This window comes from Nocardia vinacea, from assembly GCF_035920345.1.
Lineage (GTDB): Bacteria > Actinomycetota > Actinomycetes > Mycobacteriales > Mycobacteriaceae > Nocardia > Nocardia vinacea_A.
In genome coordinates this window covers 7,778,175-7,797,965 of sequence record NZ_CP109149.1, presented here as the reverse complement: position 1 = coordinate 7,797,965, position 19,791 = coordinate 7,778,175, and the positions used below count along the sequence as shown (strand labels likewise).

16 protein-coding genes are annotated in these 19,791 nt (G+C 65.6%); 8 read left to right on the top strand and 8 right to left on the bottom strand.

The window, feature by feature from the left end; genetic code table 11:
* Nucleotides 1-15 precede the first annotated feature (15 nt).
* Nucleotides 16-1,488 (bottom strand): cytochrome b5 domain-containing protein, encoded by a 1,473-nt coding sequence (locus tag OIE68_RS35485; RefSeq protein ID WP_327095302.1) that lies wholly within the window; start codon nt 1,486-1,488, stop codon nt 16-18.
* Between the two features lie 434 nt (nt 1,489-1,922).
* Here OIE68_RS35485 and OIE68_RS35480 point away from each other — a divergent pair, with 434 nt between their 5' ends.
* Nucleotides 1,923-2,753: an LppX_LprAFG lipoprotein gene (locus tag OIE68_RS35480; RefSeq protein WP_327095301.1), complete on the top strand. Its 831-nt coding sequence runs from the start codon at nt 1,923-1,925 to the stop codon at nt 2,751-2,753.
* Nucleotides 2,754-2,974: 221 nt separating this feature from the next.
* Here the strand turns inward: OIE68_RS35480 and OIE68_RS35475 are convergent, their stop codons facing one another.
* The 4 genes from OIE68_RS35475 to pdxH form a co-directional block, all read right to left on the bottom strand.
* Entirely contained in the window at nt 2,975-3,334 is a 360-nt protein-coding gene (locus OIE68_RS35475; RefSeq protein ID WP_040686462.1) for an FKBP-type peptidyl-prolyl cis-trans isomerase, read from the bottom strand.
* A 42-nt stretch (nt 3,335-3,376) separates the two neighbouring features.
* Nucleotides 3,377-4,681, bottom strand: coding sequence for a citrate synthase (locus tag OIE68_RS35470; RefSeq protein WP_327095300.1), 1,305 nt, complete (start codon nt 4,679-4,681; stop codon nt 3,377-3,379).
* Nucleotides 4,682-4,819: 138 nt separating this feature from the next.
* Entirely contained in the window at nt 4,820-6,121 is a 1,302-nt protein-coding gene (locus tag OIE68_RS35465) for an MFS transporter (RefSeq protein WP_327095299.1), read from the bottom strand.
* 108 nt (nt 6,122-6,229) lie between these two features.
* Nucleotides 6,230-6,970 carry a pyridoxamine 5'-phosphate oxidase gene (pdxH, locus tag OIE68_RS35460; protein WP_327095298.1) on the bottom strand — a complete coding sequence of 247 codons (741 nt, stop codon included), beginning with the start codon at nt 6,968-6,970 and terminating at the stop codon, nt 6,230-6,232.
* 154 nt (nt 6,971-7,124) lie between these two features.
* On the opposite strand from pdxH, the gene OIE68_RS35455 reads away from it, so the two are divergent.
* The 4 genes from OIE68_RS35455 (at nt 7,125) to OIE68_RS35440 (ending at nt 13,450) form a co-directional block, all read left to right on the top strand.
* Nucleotides 7,125-8,273 (top strand): citrate synthase 2, encoded by a 1,149-nt coding sequence (locus OIE68_RS35455; RefSeq protein WP_327095297.1) that lies wholly within the window; start codon nt 7,125-7,127, stop codon nt 8,271-8,273.
* A gap of 711 nt (nt 8,274-8,984) precedes the next feature.
* Nucleotides 8,985-9,857, top strand: coding sequence for a polysaccharide deacetylase family protein (locus tag OIE68_RS35450; protein WP_327095296.1), 873 nt, complete (start codon nt 8,985-8,987; stop codon nt 9,855-9,857).
* Nucleotides 9,858-10,142: 285 nt separating this feature from the next.
* Nucleotides 10,143-12,863 (top strand): HAMP domain-containing sensor histidine kinase, encoded by a 2,721-nt coding sequence (locus OIE68_RS35445; protein WP_327095295.1) that lies wholly within the window; start codon nt 10,143-10,145, stop codon nt 12,861-12,863.
* Nucleotides 12,860-13,450, top strand: coding sequence for a GTP-binding protein (locus tag OIE68_RS35440; RefSeq protein ID WP_327095294.1), 591 nt, complete (start codon nt 12,860-12,862; stop codon nt 13,448-13,450). The genes OIE68_RS35445 and OIE68_RS35440 overlap by 4 nt, the downstream gene beginning before the upstream one ends.
* Nucleotides 13,451-13,488: 38 nt before the next feature.
* On the opposite strand, the gene OIE68_RS35435 is transcribed toward OIE68_RS35440, so the two are convergent.
* Nucleotides 13,489-14,208: a hypothetical protein gene (locus tag OIE68_RS35435; RefSeq protein WP_327095293.1), complete on the bottom strand. Its 720-nt coding sequence runs from the start codon at nt 14,206-14,208 to the stop codon at nt 13,489-13,491.
* A 64-nt stretch (nt 14,209-14,272) separates the two neighbouring features.
* Between OIE68_RS35435 and serC the strand changes: the two genes are divergently transcribed.
* The 3 genes from serC (at nt 14,273) to OIE68_RS35420 (ending at nt 18,104) form a co-directional block, all read left to right on the top strand.
* Entirely contained in the window at nt 14,273-15,397 is a 1,125-nt protein-coding gene (gene serC, locus OIE68_RS35430; protein WP_327095292.1) for a phosphoserine transaminase, read from the top strand.
* Between the two features lie 200 nt (nt 15,398-15,597).
* Nucleotides 15,598-16,716, top strand: coding sequence for a septation protein SepH (gene sepH / locus OIE68_RS35425; protein WP_327095291.1), 1,119 nt, complete (start codon nt 15,598-15,600; stop codon nt 16,714-16,716).
* Nucleotides 16,717-17,360: 644 nt separating this feature from the next.
* Nucleotides 17,361-18,104, top strand: a complete 744-nt coding sequence (locus tag OIE68_RS35420) for a DUF6928 family protein (protein WP_327095290.1) — start codon at nt 17,361-17,363, stop codon at nt 18,102-18,104.
* A gap of 60 nt (nt 18,105-18,164) precedes the next feature.
* Here OIE68_RS35420 and OIE68_RS35415 read toward each other — a convergent pair whose 3' ends face one another.
* Both OIE68_RS35415 and OIE68_RS35410 read right to left on the bottom strand, forming a co-directional pair.
* On the bottom strand, nt 18,165-18,476 hold the full coding sequence (locus OIE68_RS35415) for a DUF2537 domain-containing protein (RefSeq protein ID WP_327095289.1): 312 nt from the start codon (nt 18,474-18,476) through the stop codon (nt 18,165-18,167).
* Nucleotides 18,473-19,276 carry an RNA methyltransferase gene (locus OIE68_RS35410; protein WP_327095288.1) on the bottom strand — a complete coding sequence of 268 codons (804 nt, stop codon included), beginning with the start codon at nt 19,274-19,276 and terminating at the stop codon, nt 18,473-18,475. The genes OIE68_RS35415 and OIE68_RS35410 overlap by 4 nt, the downstream gene beginning before the upstream one ends.
* Between the last annotated feature and the right edge of the window lie 515 nt (nt 19,277-19,791).

The following is a 19,791-nucleotide window of genomic DNA, read 5'->3' as shown; positions in this document are numbered from 1 at the left end:
ATCTCCGGAATCGGCTCAGACCGTGCCGATTCCGGTGAATCCCTGCACTGTGTAGACCGCACAGGTTTTCAGCGCCCCGGGCGAGCAGTGCTCGCGGATGAAGCCCCAATTCCGTTCCTCGGCTTCGCGCGAGGGCGACAAGAGGTAGGTGCGGCAGAGCTTCGGGAAACGATCGGTGAAGAAACTCTTCGCCGGCAGCCACTCGACGCCGAATTTCGCTGACTCCTCACGCAATACGTCCTCGGTGGCGATATTGGCGAAACCACTGCGCTGGAACGGCAGTACGTGATGGACGCGGTGCGAACTCAAACCGGCCGCGAGAAAGCAGTCGATATAACGGTTTCCGATCACCTTCAGGTCGTAGGCCTGCTCCACCTGATTGACGGCCCAGTCCTCGGTATCGGAGTCCGGGAGTTCCTCGGCCTCCACCTCGAAATCATGGCTCGCGACGACCAGGAAGGTACTGATCCACAGCGTCACCACGAATTGCAGTGCCCAGGCCCAGAAGTCGCCCGCCAGCGTGAATACCACCAACTCGCCGAGCAATAGCGCGCGCACCCCGAACGAACCGATGAAGTGCGGCAGCGCACCGCCCCAGGTTCCGTACATATCTTTGATGCCGACTTTGCGGGTGAGGCGGCAGACATCGAGGAGTCGAATGGTCATGCCGGTCACCGTGTGCCCGAATTTGTGGAGGGTGTGAATCGGCACTCGATACAGCCGCGGCACCCGCATCATCATGGTGAAGACGTTTTTCTTGATATCGACTTCACTCTGGGTATGCGGGTGGTGCAGCAGCGCGTGTCCGTCTGCGGTGACGAAAGCCAGTGCGACGTAATTGAAATCGAAGGTATTCGTATAGATCTTGTTGAGGCCTTTTTGCGCGCGATGGATCGCGTAGTGGCCGAATCCGGCAAGCGAGCTGCGCAGCAGCACCATCAGGATGACGAAGACGGGCAGCGGCATCCAGCTGCGCTCGAACAGGCGCAGACCCTGCACCGCGAAGTACGCGACGGCCAGCACCGCGACCACGATGTTGAAGATCGTGTCCATGCGCCGCAATCGTGCGGCCAGCTCGGGCTCTTTCAGCCGCGCCTTGACCTTGTGCAGCAGATCGTCTTTATTGTCGAATCGGTACTTCGGAGTGTCCTGCCAACTGTCGAAACCCTCTTTGAAGAGGAAGTCGGGTGCGTTGGCCTTCGGATGGATGTCCTCGGGTAATGCGTTGCGCCCCACCGCATATCTCTCCAGCATTCGTCCGATTCGCTCGGGATCGCGATGGTAGGACCCGATAATGGAGGTGATATCGCGATTTTTCGTTCGCCCGATGAAGAACTCGCCGCCGGGATGTTTGGAGATCCAGTCGCTCAGATCGTAGGCTTTTCCGTTGTAAACCCACACATTCGAGAGTTGCGGGCCACCACCAGGAGGCGGGCCGGGCGGTCTACGGAAGTCCCGCTCCTCCGCTTCCGGTCGGCTGTTCGTCATCGCATTCCTCCGTGTCTGATCCGCGGTTCGGTGGCCGTTGTCGGCCCCGGGGTTATGGCGTGTATCGCGGACAGGCGCGGGGGCGCTTCATCCGGCGAACCGGATGTCCCCCCAAAGTCACACACACTGCCTGAGCCTTCGTGACAGCATCGTGCTTGCAGCGCCTTACATCTCACTAAACAATCCCTTAACCCGGTAACTTTCGCGTCGGATTCCCCCCGATCTCTGCGAGAAGACCGAACCAAGGGTAACGTCAGCCCCCGCAGCATGCGCGATTCGGTCAAGGGTCGCCTTCCCACAGCCGGGTCGAGTTGGCGTGTGGGACAGGCTAATCTGGCGAGCGAAATGCTGCACTACACCGGGCGGCAGCACCAGCTGTCCTCGTCAAACCACCCGGGTCGTACCCGACCTCGCACTCTTCTGGGGGCAGAACATTGAGTGATCTGACAGCGCGAGCACGCACCTCGCACCGAATCCGTCTTCGCCGACCGGGTCTCGTGCCCGCCGTGGTCGCGGCGTCGATGTTCGCTGCACTGGTGACAGGCTGCGACTCCAGCTCCGACTCCAAGACCACCTCGTCCGCGCCGCCCTCGGGGCAGTTGCCCGATGCCGCGCAGATCGTGCAGGAGTCCGCCAGGACCACCCAGACCCTGCAGGCCGTACACCTGAATCTGAAGGTGGACAACCTCACCACCCTTCCGGTCGAGAGCGTCTCGGCCGATGTGACCAACCAGCCGCAGGGCGCCGGTCAGGCGATCGGCGAGGCAAAGGTCCGTACCAAGCCCGAGGCCGACTTCATCCAGGCCAAGTTCCTGGTCGTCGACAAGGAAATGTACGCGCAGACCGGCAGCTCCTCCGCCTACGCCAAAATCGGTCCGGCGGAACAGATCTACGACCCGGGCGTCATCCTCGACAAGGACAAGGGTCTGGCCAACCTCATCGCCCAGGTGAAGAACCCGAAGGTGGAGGGCCGGGAGAAGATCGACGGCACCGACACCGTGAAGCTGACCGGAACCATCGACTCCACGGTCATCGACCCCATCGTGCCCAAGTCGGGTGACCCGGCCGGCACGTTCCCGATCACCCTGTGGATCGCGGATGTCGCGCCGCCGTCGGGTTCGGCATCGGCCCTGCCGTCCACCGCCGCCTCCCCCGGCAACGGCCCGAACCTGGTTCAGGCTGTCGTGAAACGGGATCCGGGCACCATCAAGGTGACCCTGTCGGCATGGGGTAAGCCGGTCAAGGTCACCGCACCGCCGAAGTAGGACACAGATACCGCGAACCGGTCCGGGAATGCGTGACGGTGGCAGCAGCCGTCATCCGCACTCCCGGACCGGTTTTCGTGTTCGAGACGAGTGGTCTGCGCGAAGGGCGCGAGGAGACCCCCGCCGCGGACCCGGCGTCCGAGCCCTCGTGAGAGAAGGGAACGACTGCGGCCCGTGCCACCCACCGGAGTGGAAGCACGGGCCGCAGTTGGGTTTTCAGCTCAGTTGGCGTTGAGCAGATCGATCACGAAGACCAGGGTCTTGCCGGAAAGCTTGTGGCCGGAGCCGGCGGGGCCATAGGCGAGATGCGGCGGGATGGTCAGTTGGCGGCGGCCGCCGACCTTCATGCCGGGGATGCCGTCCTGCCAGCCCTGGATCAGGCCGCGCAGCGGGAAGCTGATGGCTTCGCCACGGTTCCAGGACGAGTCGAACTCCTCGCCGGATTCGAATTCCACGCCGACATAGTGCACCTCGACGGTGCCGCCGGGCACGGCCTCGGCGCCCTCGCCCTCGACGATGTCCTTGATAACCAGCTCGGTGGGCGCTGGGCCCGCCTGGAATTCGATCTCCGGCTTGGTCATTCGGCTATCCCCTCTGATAGGTGATGATGTTGCGGACAGAAATTAACGGCCGGCGATCTCGTGGTAGTCGCGGTGACCGTAACCGGTGTAGATCTGGCGCGGACGACCGATCTTCAAAGGCTCGCTGTGCATTTCCCGCCAGTGCGCGATCCAACCCGGCAGCCGGCCCATCGCGAACAGCACGGTGAACATGCGGGTCGGGAAGCCCATCGCCTTGTAGATGACACCGGTGTAGAAGTCGACGTTCGGGTACAGCTGGCGCGAGACGAAGTACTCGTCGGTGAGCGCGGCCTCTTCGAGAGACTTCGCGATATCGAACAATTCGTCGTCGCCGCCGAGCTTGGACAGGATCGCGTCGGCATGCTTCTTGGCGATCGAGGCGCGCGGGTCGTAGTTGCGGTAGACGCGGTGCCCGAAGCCCATGAGCTTCACGCCGTCTTCCTTATTCTTGACCTTGCGGATGAAGTCCTTGACGTTGCCGCCCTCGGCCTTGATGCCGTCCAGCATCTCCAGCACGGCCTGGTTGGCGCCGCCGTGCAGCGGGCCCCACAGCGCGTTGATGCCACCGGAGACGGAGGTGAACAGGTTGGCGTCGGACGAGCCGACCAGGCGCACAGTCGAAGTGGAGCAGTTCTGCTCGTGGTCGGCGTGCAGGATCAGCAGCATGTCCAGTGCGGCGGCGATCTCCGGATCGACCTCGTAGGGTTCGGCCGGGAAGCCGAAGGTCATCCGCAGGAAGTTCTCCACCAGGCTCAGCGAGTTGTCCGGGTAGAGGAAGGGCTGGCCGACCGACTTCTTGTACGAGTAGGCCGCGATGGTGGGCAGCTTCGCCAGTAGTCGGATGGTCGACAGCTCGACCTGCTCGGGATCCTTCGGATCCAGCGAGTCCTGGTAGTACGCCGAAAGCGCGTTCACCGCGGAGGACAGCACCGGCATCGGGTGCGCGTTGCGCGGGAAGCCGTCGAAGAACCGCTTGAGGTCCTCGTGCAGCAGGGTGTGGCGGCGGATCCGGTCGGTGAACTCGTCCAGCTGCGCCTGGGTCGGCAGCTCGCCGTAGATCAGCAGGTAGCTGACCTCGATGAAGGTCGAGGATTCCGCGAGCTGGTCGATCGGGTAGCCGCGGTAGCGCAGGATGCCCGCTTCGCCGTCGATGTAGGTGATCGCCGACTTGGTCGGCGCGGTGTTCATGAATCCGGGGTCGTAGGTCACATACCCGGTGCTGGCCAGCATTTTGCCGAGGTCGACGCCGTCATTGCCTTCTTTGGCTTCGGCGATCGTCATGGCATATTCGCCGCCGGGGTAGCTCAGAATCGGCTTGGCGTCGTTGATGTGGTCTTTTTCGGGCACGGAAGGATCCCTCTCAGGCTAGGACCGTCGGCATCGGGGTGCGGTCGGCACGGCGGTGCACTCACCTAGACGCTAGTCGTTGCTCGCACGGCCCGAGAACGAGGGTGCCCACCGGTCGACCTCACAAACAACTTCCCGTCAGGTGAGGTTTGTCGCGCTGTCCGACACCGGCACCGAGTGCGTCCTGGCGACGCGATAGCGCATGAAGGCCGGGAACACGAGCGCAGCCAGCGACACCCCGATAACGACCAGCACGCCGCCGCCCGCCGCGGCAACCGCGGTACCCAGGCTCGCCGCAGCAAAACCGTGGGCAACATCACCGATGCGCGGGCCACCCGCGACGATCACGATGAACACTCCTTGCAAGCGGCCGCGCATCTCGTCGGTGGTGACCGCCTGCAGCATGGCGATGCGCAGCGCGGCGGAAACCATATCGACCGCGCCGCCGAAGGCCGAGCAGGCCAAAGCGATCCACAGCCCCGGCCCGAGGCCGAGGCCGTGACCGGTCCAGCCGACGGCGATGCCGAAGCCGACCATGGCCACTCCCCAGAGCGCGATGCAGACCACCACCGCGAGACCCTGGCGTCGCACGTGCGAGATCCAGCCGGAGAAGACTCCGCCGAGCACCGCGCCGACCGAGATGGAAGCGAACAGCAAGCCGAGCGCGACGCCGCCGCCGGCCGGATCACCGAAGGTCTCGTGCGCGATCTGCGGGTATAGCGCGCGCGGCATGCCGAACACCATGGCGATCACGTCGACTACGAAGGAGGCGAGCAGGATGCGCTGCGTCGCCAGATAGGCGAAACCGTCCAGGACGGTGCGGAATCCGGCCTTGCGCGCGGTCCCGGTCGGTGGGATGGCGGGCAGCCGCCACACCGCCCAGATGGTGGCGAGCAGCGCGATCGCGTCGATCAGATACAGGGTGGACAGGCCGACGACGGGAATCAGTACACCTGCGAGCACCGGCCCGGCAATGGCACCGGTCTGCTGCACGGTCATGCTGAGCGCACTGGCCGCCGCGAGATGTTCAGTGGGCAGCAACCGCGGGATGGCGGCACTGCGGGTCGGCTGATTCACCGCGAAGAGCGCCTGCTGCACGGCGAAAAGTCCGAGCACGATCCAGACGTTGTCGAGTCCGACCGCGGCCTGCACCCAGAAGGCGACGGCGGTCACGCCGGTACCGCAGTTGGTGATGAGCATGAGCTTGCGCCGGTCCATCACATCGGCCAGCGCACCGCCCCACAGACCGAACACGATCAGTGGGACCAGGCCGAACAGACCGGCCAGGCCGACATAGCCGGAGCTGCCGGTGATCTCGAATATCTGCTGCGGGACGGCCACCACGGCCAACTGCGAACCGACGACAGTGACGATGTTGCTGGTCCACAACCGTCGGAAATCGGGATAGCGCAGCGGGGTGGTGTCGGCGAGCAGTTTCACCGACCGCAGCGTAATGAGTCGGTCAATAGCCCAACAATGTTGGGGGATCGACGATCAACACCGCCGAGCGATTCGATGAGGGTGGTGGTCGGGTGACGGGTGGGCTTTCTAGGGTTGTAGTCGGTCGACCGTCATGGTGTCGCCGCTGATACGCACCCGGATCCGGTTGTGCAACCGACCCCGGCGGCCCTGCCAGAACTCCACCTCGTCGGGGCGGATCAGATAGCCGCCCCAGTGCGGCGGCACCGGGATCTCGTCGATGTCGGCGAAGCGTGCGGTGGTCTCGGCCAGGGTGCGATCGAGTTCCGCGCGCGAGGCGATCGGCCGGGACTGGCGCGAGGCCCAGGCACCCAGCTGCGAATCGCGTGGCCGGGAGCGCCAGTAGACCGCGGTCGTCTCGGCGGAGACCAGCTCGACCGGCCCACGCACGTGAACCTGTCGACCCAGCGCGGGCCAGACGAAGGTAGCGGCTGCGAATGGAACGCCGGCCAATTGGTTGCCCTTGGCCGAGTCGTAATTCGTGTAAAAGGTCACACCTTCCGGAGAGAGGCCTTTACACAGCACCGTCCGTGCGACTGGACGCGGCCCGACATCGGTGAGTGCGACGGTGGCGACCACCATGGCATTGGGCTCGGGAATGCCGACCGCGGTGGCCTGTTCTACCCAGTGCCGGAGCAGCGGCTCCCAGCCGCCTGCCAGCCAGGTTTCGTCCAGATCGGTGTCCTCACCGCTGCCGAACGGCATGCCGCCGTAGTCGACTCGCATGGCGGCCAAATCGGTCGCCGGGAAAAGAACCCGATCATTTGCGGCCATTTCCTGACCGAGAGATGAATTGTCCAGGTCACGCATGGGCCAGACGTTACTCCGCGGTAGCAGGGAGCTAAGGTTTTGTTGATCGGCATGTGCTCGGCGAGCCACACCCCTCATCGACGAGAACAGGCCTTTTCCAGCGACCTGCAAGCAGTCGCCAAGGAACGAACCGAAGTGCAAGGAGAGTCACAGAATGACTACCAGCCATGCGGTGCCCAGTGGGCAGACCGCCGTACCCCCTGATTTCGTCAGTGGCTTGGAAGGCGTGGTGGCATTCACCACCGATATCGCCGAACCCGATAAGGACGGCGGCGCTCTGCGCTACCGCGGCGTCGATATCCAGGACCTGGTCGGCTCGCAGGTGACCTTCGGCGACGTATGGGCACTACTGGTGGACGGCGAATTCGGTCGCGGCCTTCCGCCCGCGGAGCCGTTCCCGCTGCCGGTGCACACCGGTGACGTGCGCGTCGACGTGCAGGCCGGACTGGCCATGCTCGCCCCGATCTGGGGCTACCAGCCGCTGCTGGATATCGACGACGAGACCGCGCGGGAGAATCTGGCGCGCGCCTCGGTGATGGCGCTCTCCTATGTCGCGCAGTCCGCGCGCGGCATCTACCAGCCCGCGGTGCCGCAGAAGAAGATCGACGAGTGCACCACGGTGACCGAACGGTTCATGACCCGTTGGAAGGGCGACCCGGATCCGCGGCACACCGAGGCCATCGACGCCTACTGGGTTTCCGCGGCCGAGCACGGCATGAACGCCTCCACCTTCACCGCGCGAGTCATCGCCTCGACCGGCGCCGATGTCGCCGCGGCGCTGTCCGGTGCGATCGGCGCGATGTCGGGTCCGCTGCACGGCGGCGCACCCGCGCGCGTGCTGCCGATGATCGAGGCCGTCGAAAAGTCCGGTGACGCACGCGCTTTGGTCAAGGGCATCCTGGACCGCAAGGAAAAGCTGATGGGCTTCGGCCACCGGGTGTACCGGGCCGAGGATCCGCGTGCCCGCGTACTGCGCGCCACCGCGCAGCGCCTGAACGCCCCGCGTTTCGAGGTCGCCGCCGCGCTGGAGCAGGCCGCGCTCGCCGAACTGCGCGAGCGTCGTCCGGACCGCGCCATCGAGACCAATGTGGAATTCTGGGCGGCGGTCATCCTGGACTTCGCCGAGGTACCTGCGCACATGATGCCCGCGATGTTCACCTGTGGCCGCACCGCCGGTTGGTGTGCCCACATCCTGGAGCAGAAGCAGTTGGGCAAGCTGGTCCGCCCGGCCGCCATCTACATCGGCCCCGGCCCGCGCCGGCCGCAGGACGTCGCAGGCTGGTCCGCCATCGCGCACGTGTAAGCCCACGAGTTGCTCGGCCAGTCGCCGGTCACCGTGGTGGGATCCGTTGCCCGCCACAGTGACCGGCTATTGCAGCGACATCGCCCGACAATCGACCACTGCGGAGCGAGTCTTACGAGCGACCCGTTCGCGGCCCGTCTCGCGTCCGAGTTGTCGAAGCGCATACGCCGCAGGCGCGTGACTCGACCATCCGACGCGTGTGCATTGGGTGCTGAACGATCCGCCATCAGCGACCACCACGGAGCGAGTCTTACAAGCGACCCGTTCGCGGCCCGTCTCGCGTCCGAGTTGTCGAAGCGCATACGCCGCAGGCGCGTGACTCGACCATCCGACGCGTGTGCATTGGGTGCTGAACGATCCGCCATCAGCGACCACCACGGAGCGAGTCTTACAAGCGACCCGTTCGCGGCCCGTCTCACGTCCGGGCCGTCGAAGCGCATGCGCCGCACGCGCGGGGCTCGACCATCGGGCGCGTGTGCATTGGGTGCTGAACGACCTGCCATCAGTGACCACAACGGAGCGAGTCTTACGAGCGACCGTTCGCGGCCCGTCTCGCGTCCGAGCCGTCGAAGCGCATGCGACGAAGTCGCGAGTCTCGACGGCTCGGACGCGAGACACCAGGGGCCGCGAACACGCCGCGCCCGCGCGGCCAATAACACCGCGTAGCATCCGGGGGACGCTTGTGGAGAAAGAGTTAACGGGGAATGCTGGATGGATAGGAATGTGTCGCGGCGGCGGCTGATCGGATTCGGTGCCGCGACTGCGGCTTTCGTCGCTGGTTGCAGTACCGACAAGGGCAAAACGACTGCCGCGCAATCGAGAACGACGACCGCCGCGAACGCCGTTGACGTGCAGGCCATTCCGAGATCCCCGTTGCAGCAGGCGCCCGCGGCCAACTCCCCAGCGGCGGCGGCCGCCCGGCACGCGGGTGCGCAGCCGACGCTGTGGGGCATGAAGATGGACGGCATCACAAGCACTTTCGCGGCGACCGGCAAACAAATGGCGGTCACCTTCGACGCGTGCGGCGGGCCCGGAAATAACGATATCGATGAGACATTGCTGAATCTGCTCATCTCCCAGCAGATTCCGGCCACACTCTTCCTCAACAAACGCTGGATCGATGCGAATCCCGGTCGTGCCGCGCAATTGGCCGCCAACCCGCTGTTCGAGCTGGCCAATCACGGTGTGGCACACAAGCCGCTCTCGGTGACCGGCCGGGCCGCCTACGAAATCCCGGGCACCGGCTCGCCGCAGGAGGCCGCCGACGAGGTCTGGGCCAATCACGAACGGCTCACCACCCTGCTCGGTAAACCGCCGCGGTTCTTCCGCGCGGGTACCGCGCACTATGACGATGTCGCGGTCGCGATCGTCAACGAATTGGGTGAGCGGCCGGTCGGTTTCAGCATCAATGCCGACTACGGCGCCACCGCGAGCGCGGCGCAGGTCCAGAATGCGATGAAAGCCGCCGCACCCGGTGCGATCTCGCTGGCGCATATGCACCGGCCGAATTCCGGAACGGCCGCAGGCATGACGGCGGCGCTGCCCGCGCTGCGATCAGCGGGGTTCACCTTTGTCCATCTCTGAGCACCGTTGCCGCCCGTAGTCGGGTTCGGCACGCCATCGTGCCGGTGAGCCGCGGGGTGCAATTATTACGGTATGGCGTGCACGCCCCCGGGATCGCGCCAATAACGCGCAACCCTCGGCGGCAAGCCAGTATGGTACCGATGCTGACCGGTGTCCCGATGTCAGCCGACCGCCTGCCGGTCGCTCGAAAAAACAAAGGTGAGACGGATTGCGGCCGTGCACCGGGCATTTCGCCAGCGCGAGGTGACCGGATCGGCCCGATCCGAGCGGAAGGCGGTATGTAGGGTGGCGCAGGGAATCTTGGCGCACACTCGATGGCGGAATCTCGAGCAATGGCGAGTCCGCTGGAAAGTCGGCGCGGCCGTTGCACTTCCGCTGGCTGCGGCCATTCTGCTCGGCGGTCTGCGCCTGACGGTCTTCTTCCGTGACTACTCCGAATACGACAATGCGGCCGATCGCATCTCCGATATTCCGGCGATCACCGCACTCGAATCGGCGGCCTCGACCGTCGCAGGCGGGCAGGTCTACGGCACCACCACCGACCAAGACCTGGTGGAATTGTCAACGGCTATTACCGAAGCCACGGTGCGCGCGAAACGCAAAGGCATCGATGCGACGGTCGCCAGGGCGCTGAAGCAGATGACAGCGACCAGCGAGGTCATCCGCTCCGGCGGTAAGGGCGGCGGCGATCCGGTGAAGGCTGTCGAGCTCAACAACGCGATCGTCACCGATGCCATCGGCACCGTGGACAAGTTGCTCACCCCGATCGGCATCGCCTCGGTCGTGGCCGCGAAGGCACAGCTCTCCGATGTGCTGGCCGCTAAGGTCGAGGGCTTCAACTGGCTGATGGCGGCCATGACGGCGATCCAACAGCCGTCTCAGGCTGAGAATTTCCATACCGCGCAGGGACGCATCCTGGCCATGGGCGATGCGATCGAACGGGTAATGCCCGCGGCCAAGCCCGACCTCGATCGGGTGGTGCAACCAAATAACGCCGTACTCAAGGACATGATCGAGGTCGCGATGCGCACGCACATCGTCGACCTGGTGGAGTTGCGGCGGCTGGCCATCGAATCCCGCGATGTCTTCACCGGATTGTCGCGCGAGATCGTGCAGGGCGTCATCCACGATGTCGATGACAAGGTCGCCGAGGCCCGATCCGCGGCCGTGCAGGCCTCCCTGGTGGTGCTCGGGACCGTGATCGCGGCGCTCGCGCTCGCGCTGTGGGTCGCGCACTCGCTGCTGCAGCCGCTACGCAGGCTGCGGGCGGGTGCCAGCGAACTCGCCGAGAAGGACCTCCCGAGCGAGGTCGAACGGATCATGCGCGGCGCCCAACTCGAGGACATCGAGGTGAAACCGGTGCCGGTGCACACCGGTGAGGAGATCGGCGAAATCGCCCGCACCGTCGACGGTTTGCACACCCAGGCACTCAAACTCGCCGCACAGCAGCAACTGCTGCGCGATCAGGTCAACGACATGTTCGAGACCATGGCGCGGCGCAGCCAGACGCTGGTGGATCGCCAGCTCAGCATGATCGAGGCGCTCGAATTCGAGGAGAAGGATCCCGAGCGGCTCGGCCACCTCTTCCGACTCGACCACCTGGCCGCGCGCATGCGGCGCAACAGCGCGAATCTGCTGGTGCTGGCCGGAACACGGTCGCGCCACGATCGGTCCGGACCGGTCCAGGTGCGCGATATTCTGCGCGCCGCGGTCTCCGAGGTCGAGGACTATCAGCGGGTCAAATCCGGTGCCACACCGGACGGTTGGGTCGCGGGCATCGCGGCCACCGATGTGGTGCATCTGATCGCGGAGATGCTGGAGAACGCGCTGCGGGCCTCACCGCCCGACAGCGATGTCACCTTCGCCTACAGCCGGACCTCCGAGGGCGGCCTGCTCATCGAGGTCATCGACGAGGGCATCGGCATCACAGCGAACGAACTGAACGAGATCAACGAGCGGTTGGCGACGCCGACCGTGGTCACCGTCGCGACGACGCGGCAGATGGGCATGTTCGTGGTCGGCAAACTCGCCGAGCGGCACGGCATCACGGTTCGACTGCGCCGGACGCACGATCGCGCGCTCAGTCCGGGAATCACCGCGAGCCTGCACATTCCGCCCGCCTTGATCGAGGTGCCGTCGCAGGATGCGGAGGATCCGGCGACGCTGAAGCCGGTCATTCCGGTGCATCGGGACACGCTCGGCACCAAGTCGACGGCCGAGGCGGGCGCGGGTGTTGCCGAACCCACGGCCAAGGCGGTCACTCCTGTTGCCAAGGCAGAACCCGCGGCACGTCGGATCGGTGCGCCGCCGTCGGCCGCGCCCAAGCCCGCGGAACCTGCGGTGGATACGCCCGCGGCACCGCCGGTGATCACCAGTTATGGTCTGCCGAAACGGGTTCCGGGAGTCAACCGAAAGGGTCGTCGCAAAGCGGGCGGGGCTGCTGCGAAGCCGCCGAGCACCACCGCGGCGGCCGGCGCGCCACCGCAGTCCGCTAGCGTGGCCGATTCGGGTCCCCCGACCGGGCCGCAGGAGCGGGTGGTGAAGACGACCTCGTTCTTCCAATCCGAAGAGGGGGATTCGGCGGAGACCGTCGAATCCGCTTCGAACGGGTCTGCTTCGAACGGATCGACGCAGCCCGCCGAGAGGGAAGCGGCAACGCCGATTTTCGCCGGCATGATGTCGGCGTGGTTGGCTGATCCGACTACGGGGGAGCTACCGGTTTTGACGAATTGGCATTCGGCGGCGGATGAAGGCTGGTCTGCGGCAGAGCGGGCAGCGGATCCGACAATCACGGAAAGGACAACGTCCGGGCTACCGAAACGAGATCCAGGGAATCAGTTGGTGCCGGGTGGGGCCGAGTCGGGGTCGGCGGCAACGGAATCTGCGGCGAGCACGCGCCGCGACCCGGAAACGATCCGCACAGGATTGAACCGGTATCAGCGGGGGGTACGTGACGGAAGAGCCACTGGTAAGTTGAAACCCCTTGCAGCCGAGGATGTTCGATGACCGCACCTGAACAAGCACCACCCGAGACCTCGTCCCGCGCGGTCTCGGCGAAAATCGTGATAGCCGGCGAGATGGGGGTCGGCAAAACTACGCTGGTCGGCGCGGTTTCGGATATCGTTCCGCTGAAAACCGAAGCGCTGATGACCGATCTGAGTTCCGAAATCGACGACACCTCGGCGGTCCCGGATAAGACGACCACCACAGTCGCCATGGATTTCGGCCGGATCACCCTGTCCGACGATCTGGTGCTGTACCTGTTCGGTACGCCCGGGCAGCACCGGTTCTGGTTCATGTGGGACGACCTCAGCCTCGGCGCGATCGGCGCGATCCTGCTGGTCGATACCCGTCGGGTGGACGAAAGTTTCGCCGCGGTCGACTATTTCGAAGAACTCGGCCTACCGTTCCTGGTCGCGGTCAACGAATTCGAAGGCGCCCCCAAGTTTCCCGAGGAGGCCATCCGGGATGCCCTCTCGCTATCCGCCGATGTTCCGGTGATGATGATCGACGCCAGGGACCGGGAATCCGCCAAGACCGCGCTCATCGCACTGACCGGACATGCGCTGGCGCGGGTGAAAGCCAAGAGTTAGCGAAACGGCGGCTCGAATACCGAGCCGCCGCACTAGCACTAATCCTCATCGAGGGAGGCAAGCCAGTCGACCGCGACGGATTCGCCGCGGTCGACGGTGAAGAAGGCGACCTCCAGGTGTTGGCCCAGATCGACAAGGCCGATCGCAGCCAGCGGTACCGGTTGGATCAGGCGCACGCGCCACGGTTTCGCCTCGTCCCAGGCACGCAGTTCGAGGTCCAGGCGCAGCACCGGATCGTCGTGACCGGCGTAGTCGGCGGCGACCGGTGCGGCGGCGAGCACGGTGGCATCGGCGCGGCGGCCGTCGGAGAGGATCTTCGAAATGCTCGCCCGGCCGGTCTCGGCGATATCGGGCACATAGAGCACCAGGCGGTCGCGATCGCCCGGATCGACCCGGCAGCCGACCACATCACCGGGCTGCATCCACTCCAGGTCGTCCTCGCACATCCGCTGCCGCACCCGGGTTTCGTATGGCAGCGCGCCTTCCACCTGCACTCGAACCCAGAAAACGGGTCCGGGTTCACTGCGCTCCGCGACGTTCGGGTCGGTCCCGGAGGCGGTAGCCCACGTAACCACGGAGGGCCTCGCGAACGTCGCCTTCGAACTCTGCCGCACACCGAGGATGGTCGCCGAGCCGATCGCGCCGTGAATGAGCAACTCGCGCCGTTGCGCATCCGATAACGCGCCCGTGCGCAATCCGAAATTCCGCGGCCCCCTGCTGCGCTCTCGCCATCCCGAGCTAGCCGACGCAAGGTTCATGGGCGATAACGTTAGCTGGAGTGTGGTCAGAGTCACAGCATTACCACCGTCTACCCTGTTGGCCATGACCGCTGAGTTCCCGACTATTCCCGACGATCTCAAGCCCGCCGACGGACGGTTCGGCTGTGGCCCCTCCAAAGTGCGCCCGGAGCAGTTGCAGTCTCTGGTATCCGTCGGCGCCTCGGTGTTCGGAACCAGTCACCGGCAGAAGCCGGTCAAGTATGTGGTCGCACGCGTGCGCAGCGGCCTGCGCGAGCTCTTCGCGCTGCCCGACGGCTACGAGGTGGTGCTGGGCAACGGTGGCACCACGGCGTTCTGGGATGCCGCCGCCTTCGGTCTGATCCGCGAGCGCTCGCTGCACCTGACCAACGGTGAGTTCAGCTCGAAGTTCGCCGCGGTGGCCAAGGGCAACCCGTTCATCGGCGATCCGATCGTGGTCTCGGCGGAGCCGGGCAGTGCGCCCGAGCCGGTTTCGGACCCGTCGGCCGACCTCATCGGCTGGGCGCACAACGAAACCTCCACCGGTGTTTCGATCCCGGTGCAGCGTCCGGCGGGTTCGGAGAACGCGCTGATCGCCATCGACGCCACCTCCGGCGCCGGCGGTCTGCCGGTCAACATCACCGATGCCGATGTCTACTACTTCGCACCGCAGAAGTGCTTCGCCTCCGACGGCGGCCTGTGGGTCGCGCTGATGAGCCCGGCCGCGCTGGCCCGAGTCGAGGAGATCAAGGCCTCGGGTCGCTGGACCCCGGAATTCCTTTCGCTGCCGATCGCGATCGACAACAGCACCAAGGATCAGACCTACAACACCCCCGCACTCGGCACCCTGCTGCTGTTCGCCGACCAGATCGAGTGGATCAACGGCAACGGCGGGCTGGACTGGGCGGTCAAGCGGACGCTGGATTCGTCGTCGCGGCTGTACTCCTGGGCCGAGTCGAGTTCCTTCGCCACTCCGTACGTCACGGATCCGGCGCACCGCTCACAGGTCGTCGGCACCATCGACTTCGCCGACTCGGTCGATGCGGCCGCCGTCGCCAAGGTGCTGCGCGCCAACGGAATCGTGGACACCGAGCCCTACCGCAAGCTCGGCCGCAACCAGCTCCGCGTCGGCATGTTCCCCGCCATCGACCCCGAGGATGTTTCGCAGCTGACGCGTAGCATCGACTGGGTTGTCGAAAAGCTGGGGTAAATCGAGCTCGGTCCTTGCGACACGCCCACTTTCGACACGCCGGATCTTGTGGCGCTGCGAGTTGAATAGAGCAGATTAGCGGGGCGCGGAGGGTCTTTCGCAGATTTCCGCCCCGCGTGTCTTGCCTCGAGATCATCAGTAGTGCACTACTGTTTCGGAAAGTGGGCAGTGTCGCGAGCCGACGCGATAAGGAGGTAACGGTGCGTGAACTTCGAGTGATCGGGGTGACGCCCGACTCCACGCACATCGTGTGTATCGACACCGAGACCGGCAACAAGTACCGGCTGCCCGCCGACGACAAGCTTCGAGCCGCAGCACGCGGAGACCTTGCCCGATTCGGCCAGATTGAGATCGAGATGGAAGCAACTATGCGTCCCCGCGATATTCAAGCTCGTATCCGTGCCGGGGCATCCGTTGAACAGGTCACCGAAGAATCCGGTATGCCGCTGAGTCGCGTGGAGCGATTCGCCTATCCGGTGCTGCTGGAGCGGGCCCGCGCCGCCGAACTCGCGCAGAAGGCGCATCCGGTGCGCGCCGACGGTCCGGCCGTGGAAATCCTCATCGATATCGTCACCGCCGCGTTCACCGAGCGCGGGCACACACTCGAGAATGCCGAGTGGGATGCCTGGAAGGACGAAAAGGGCTTCTGGGTCGCGCAATTGCAGTGGCAGAACGGCCGTTCCGAGATCGCCGCGCATTGGCGCTACCAGCCCGACGCGCACGGCGGCTCGGTTTCCCCGCTCGACGATCCGGCCTCGGATCTGATCGATCCCGACTTCGGCCGTGCCCTACGTGGGCTCGCCACCATCCTGCCGCCGCAGGCGGAGATCGAGGCGCCCGCGGCGCCCGAACCGCCGGTAGAGACCCTGCCGGTGGAAACTCTTCCGGTAGAGACGCGTCCGGCGCGCGAGCCCGCAGCGGCACCGGCGCGTCCGGCGGCGCGAACCCAGCCGACGCTGGACGAGTACTACGAGCAGCGTTCCGTCGCGGCCGGCGGTAGTAGTACGCCGGTCAGCGCGGGTGGTGCGGCGGCCGCGATTCCGGCCGCCGCGAGCACGAATGCCATTCCGGCCGCGAGCGGTTCCGCTTCGGTCACCGCCGGAACGAATACGGCTCCGGCCGCCGGTGGCGCTCCGGCTGGTGCGGGCACCCCCCCGGCCGCGCCCCCCGCTGCCCCGGCCAAGCCTGCCGCCAAGCCCGCTGCTTCCGAGGAAGCGGCGAAGAAGGCGCCTGCGAAGGCGGCTCGGAACAAGCGGGGGAAGGCACCGATGCCGTCCTGGGAGGATGTATTGCTCGGGGTGCGTAGCTCGGGACACTGAGTTTCGTTCCTGCGTAGGAGTTTCGGGGCGAAGGCTCCGGAGGCGGTGGAGATTCAGGGCAATCTCGACTTTCGGGAGCGGGGCTTCCGGGGGCATGGTCGGCACATCGGGAGTGGTTCCGAGGGCATGGTCGGCCTTCCTGGAGCAGGGGTTCCGAGGGCGTGGTCGGCACATCCGGAGTGGTGGGTTCTCAGGCACTAGTCGACCTATTCGGGAACAGTCAGGTCCGGAGACCTGCGCCTCCAGGTCGCCAAGTCATTCGGACATACCCCAACTTCAGGCCGCCAGTTGGAGCGCAGCCGGGGTATCAAGCATCTTCATCAACAATCGGTCTGCCAAACCTGGATGCACCCGGCGCGCATCCACCCCCGATCAAGATCAGGTGGTAATGGTGGCGGGGGCTTCTCGGGCGATGCCGCCATGGGTTCCACCTGATCTTGATTTGCTTCGAATTTCTGAGGGCTGCTGGCGTGTTCGAATGCGGAAGGGCCGACGTTGACGCGGCAGTGCGGGTAGATTTTCGGTGTGTCGTCGACTTGATGAGTCGACGTGGGCGGTTCACGGTAGCGGGAGTTGCTAGAGGACGCCGTGGGTTGCTCGAAGTTTGCGGAGCTGTTTGGTGCAACCATCGGGAGGTGCCGGAAATGCTGTCCAAGGCTTCGTCTCTCTGGTACGTCGACGCACAGGATCCGTTGGCGGTACTCCGCGCGAACCACGATCCGGACCCAGAAGCCGCGCTTGCGCTGGCGAAACAACTGCACACGGACCGTGATGTCATGCCGATCATGGTCGGCACGCTGGGCGGTTGCGCCGGACCGGATGCCGACGAGGTGTACATCGGCTGCTATCCCGGGGTCACGGTGGTGTGCTCGGCACAGGCCGCGCGGGCGCATCCGACGGCGCTGCCGGAGTTGCTGGTTCGCCCGCTCGCCTCGGAGCACACCTATCTGATCTCGTTCGACGCGCATCACGGCTGGGGCGCGTTCGCCCATTGGGAGCGTGGCGAATTCCGGCGCTCGTTCAGCTCGACGCGGGTGAACATCCTGGAGGACGAGGGCCTTCCGCTGGTGTGGGAGCGTTCTTATTGGGCCGGTGATCATCCGGTGCGGTGGCAGGCCGGGGAACTACCCGACCCGCAAACCCTCCCCTTCGACCCACCCGATTTCGCCGACGCCGCCAATAACGAATGGCTCGGCTTCCACTACCGCTCCCCCGCCCCCGAAGGCGCCCTGGTACCAGGCGATATCGCGGTCTGCGGATTCACCCTCTACCCGAAGGGCCAGGCCCCCGACCCCGACGACCTGATCCCGCGGGAGGAGCACAACGGCGACGCGAAAACGAGACGAGGTCTGCTCAACTGGCTGCGCGGCAAGGATCGCGTCTCGTGAGCGAGCGTCAGGAGCCCAACGCCGGCGCGGCGGAGTCGTGATCGGGTCCGGCGAGGTCTGCTAACTCGACAGGCCACCGATGATCAGGACCAGCCAGCCGAGCAATACACCGGCGGCGCCGCCACCGATGACCCAGCGGGTCACCGGTGCCAGGCGCCAACGCCAGGCCGTGGGTGCGGCGCCACCGACCGCGACGAGGTTGACCAGGATCGCGAGCAGCGGATGGACCTCCGCCAGGGCCGAGCCGAATGCGTACACCGCGACGGCCGTCAGCAGTGCGACCATGGTCGCGACGGTGAGTCCGGCAGCCCACGGAGTCGGGTCCTGGTACGGCTGGTAGGGCCGGTACGCCCCGTTCGGGAAATAGCTCACGACGTCCTCACCCGTTCATAGAACGCCATGGCGGCCGCCGTCGCCACATTGAGCGAATCGGTGCCGGGTGACATCGGGATGCGGGCTCGAATGTCGGTGGCCCGCATGGCTTCCTCGGTCAATCCGGGTCCCTCCGCGCCGAGCAGCAGCGCCACCCGCTCCCCCGTCATCGCCGTCGCCAAATTCACCGCGGCCGGGTTCGGGGTGAGCGCGATGATCTGGAATCCCTTGCTCCGCAATACATCCAGCCCCTCCGGCCACTTCGGTAGTTGCGCGAACGGCACCCGCAGCACATGCCCCATCGACACCCGCACCGACCGCCGATACAGCGGATCGGCACACCGACCGCCGAACAGAATCGCCTCGACGCCTAGTCCGGCCGCATTCCGGAACATCGAGCCGAGATTTTCGTGATCGTTCACGCCCTCCAACACCGCGACCGTGCGGGCCCGCTCGATGACGTCGTCCACGGTCAACTCCGCGGGCCTGCGCGCCACCGCGAGCACCCCGCGATTGAGATGGAATCCGACCACCTCCGCCATCACCTCGGCACTCGCCCGGTAATACGGCACATCGATCCGCGCCAGATCCTCCGCGAGTTCCACCCGCCGCTTCTCCACCCCGAGCAGCGCACTGGGCCGAAACCGCGAATCCAACATCCGCTGGACGACCACCACCCCCTCCGCGATCACCAACCCCTTGCGCCCCGGCAGATCCGGCCGACGATCCGCCGACTTCAGATCGCGAAAGTCATCGACACGCGGATCGGCGGGATCGTCGATATCGATCACATCAGCCACGACATCATCCTGCCGCGCCAACCCCGCCCAACCACAATCGGATCCATCATCGGCGGACACACTTCGCCGAGATTTCCGAGACCAGAATGACCTTCAGGGCTGCGGGCGCGTCGTCAGCAGCATGAACTGGAAGCGAGTACCGGGTCGGCTGACTGTGCCACGACAGTGCGGACAAAGCCTCCAGCAGTTGGTAGCCGGGACTCTCGTGGACCTGGCCGAAGTCACCGATCGAACGGTGCGTCGATCCGAGCACCACGCACCTGACTCGTCCTTCGCGCAGCTAGATCGGCTGATTTGCGAGTCCGGTCCGGACAGTGATGACCGCGCCGCGACTCATCGATCGCCCGTCCGAGCGAAACGAACTTCGCCGACACCACCGCAACCACCAGCGCGGGATGCGTCGGGCCATCCTCGGCGAGCGCGGCTCGTCGAATCGCCCCCCGACGGCGCAGCCGAAAAACAGCCCGCACCCGGCTCTCGATCGGCAACGCCTGCCGGCGTCCAACTCGGCAAGA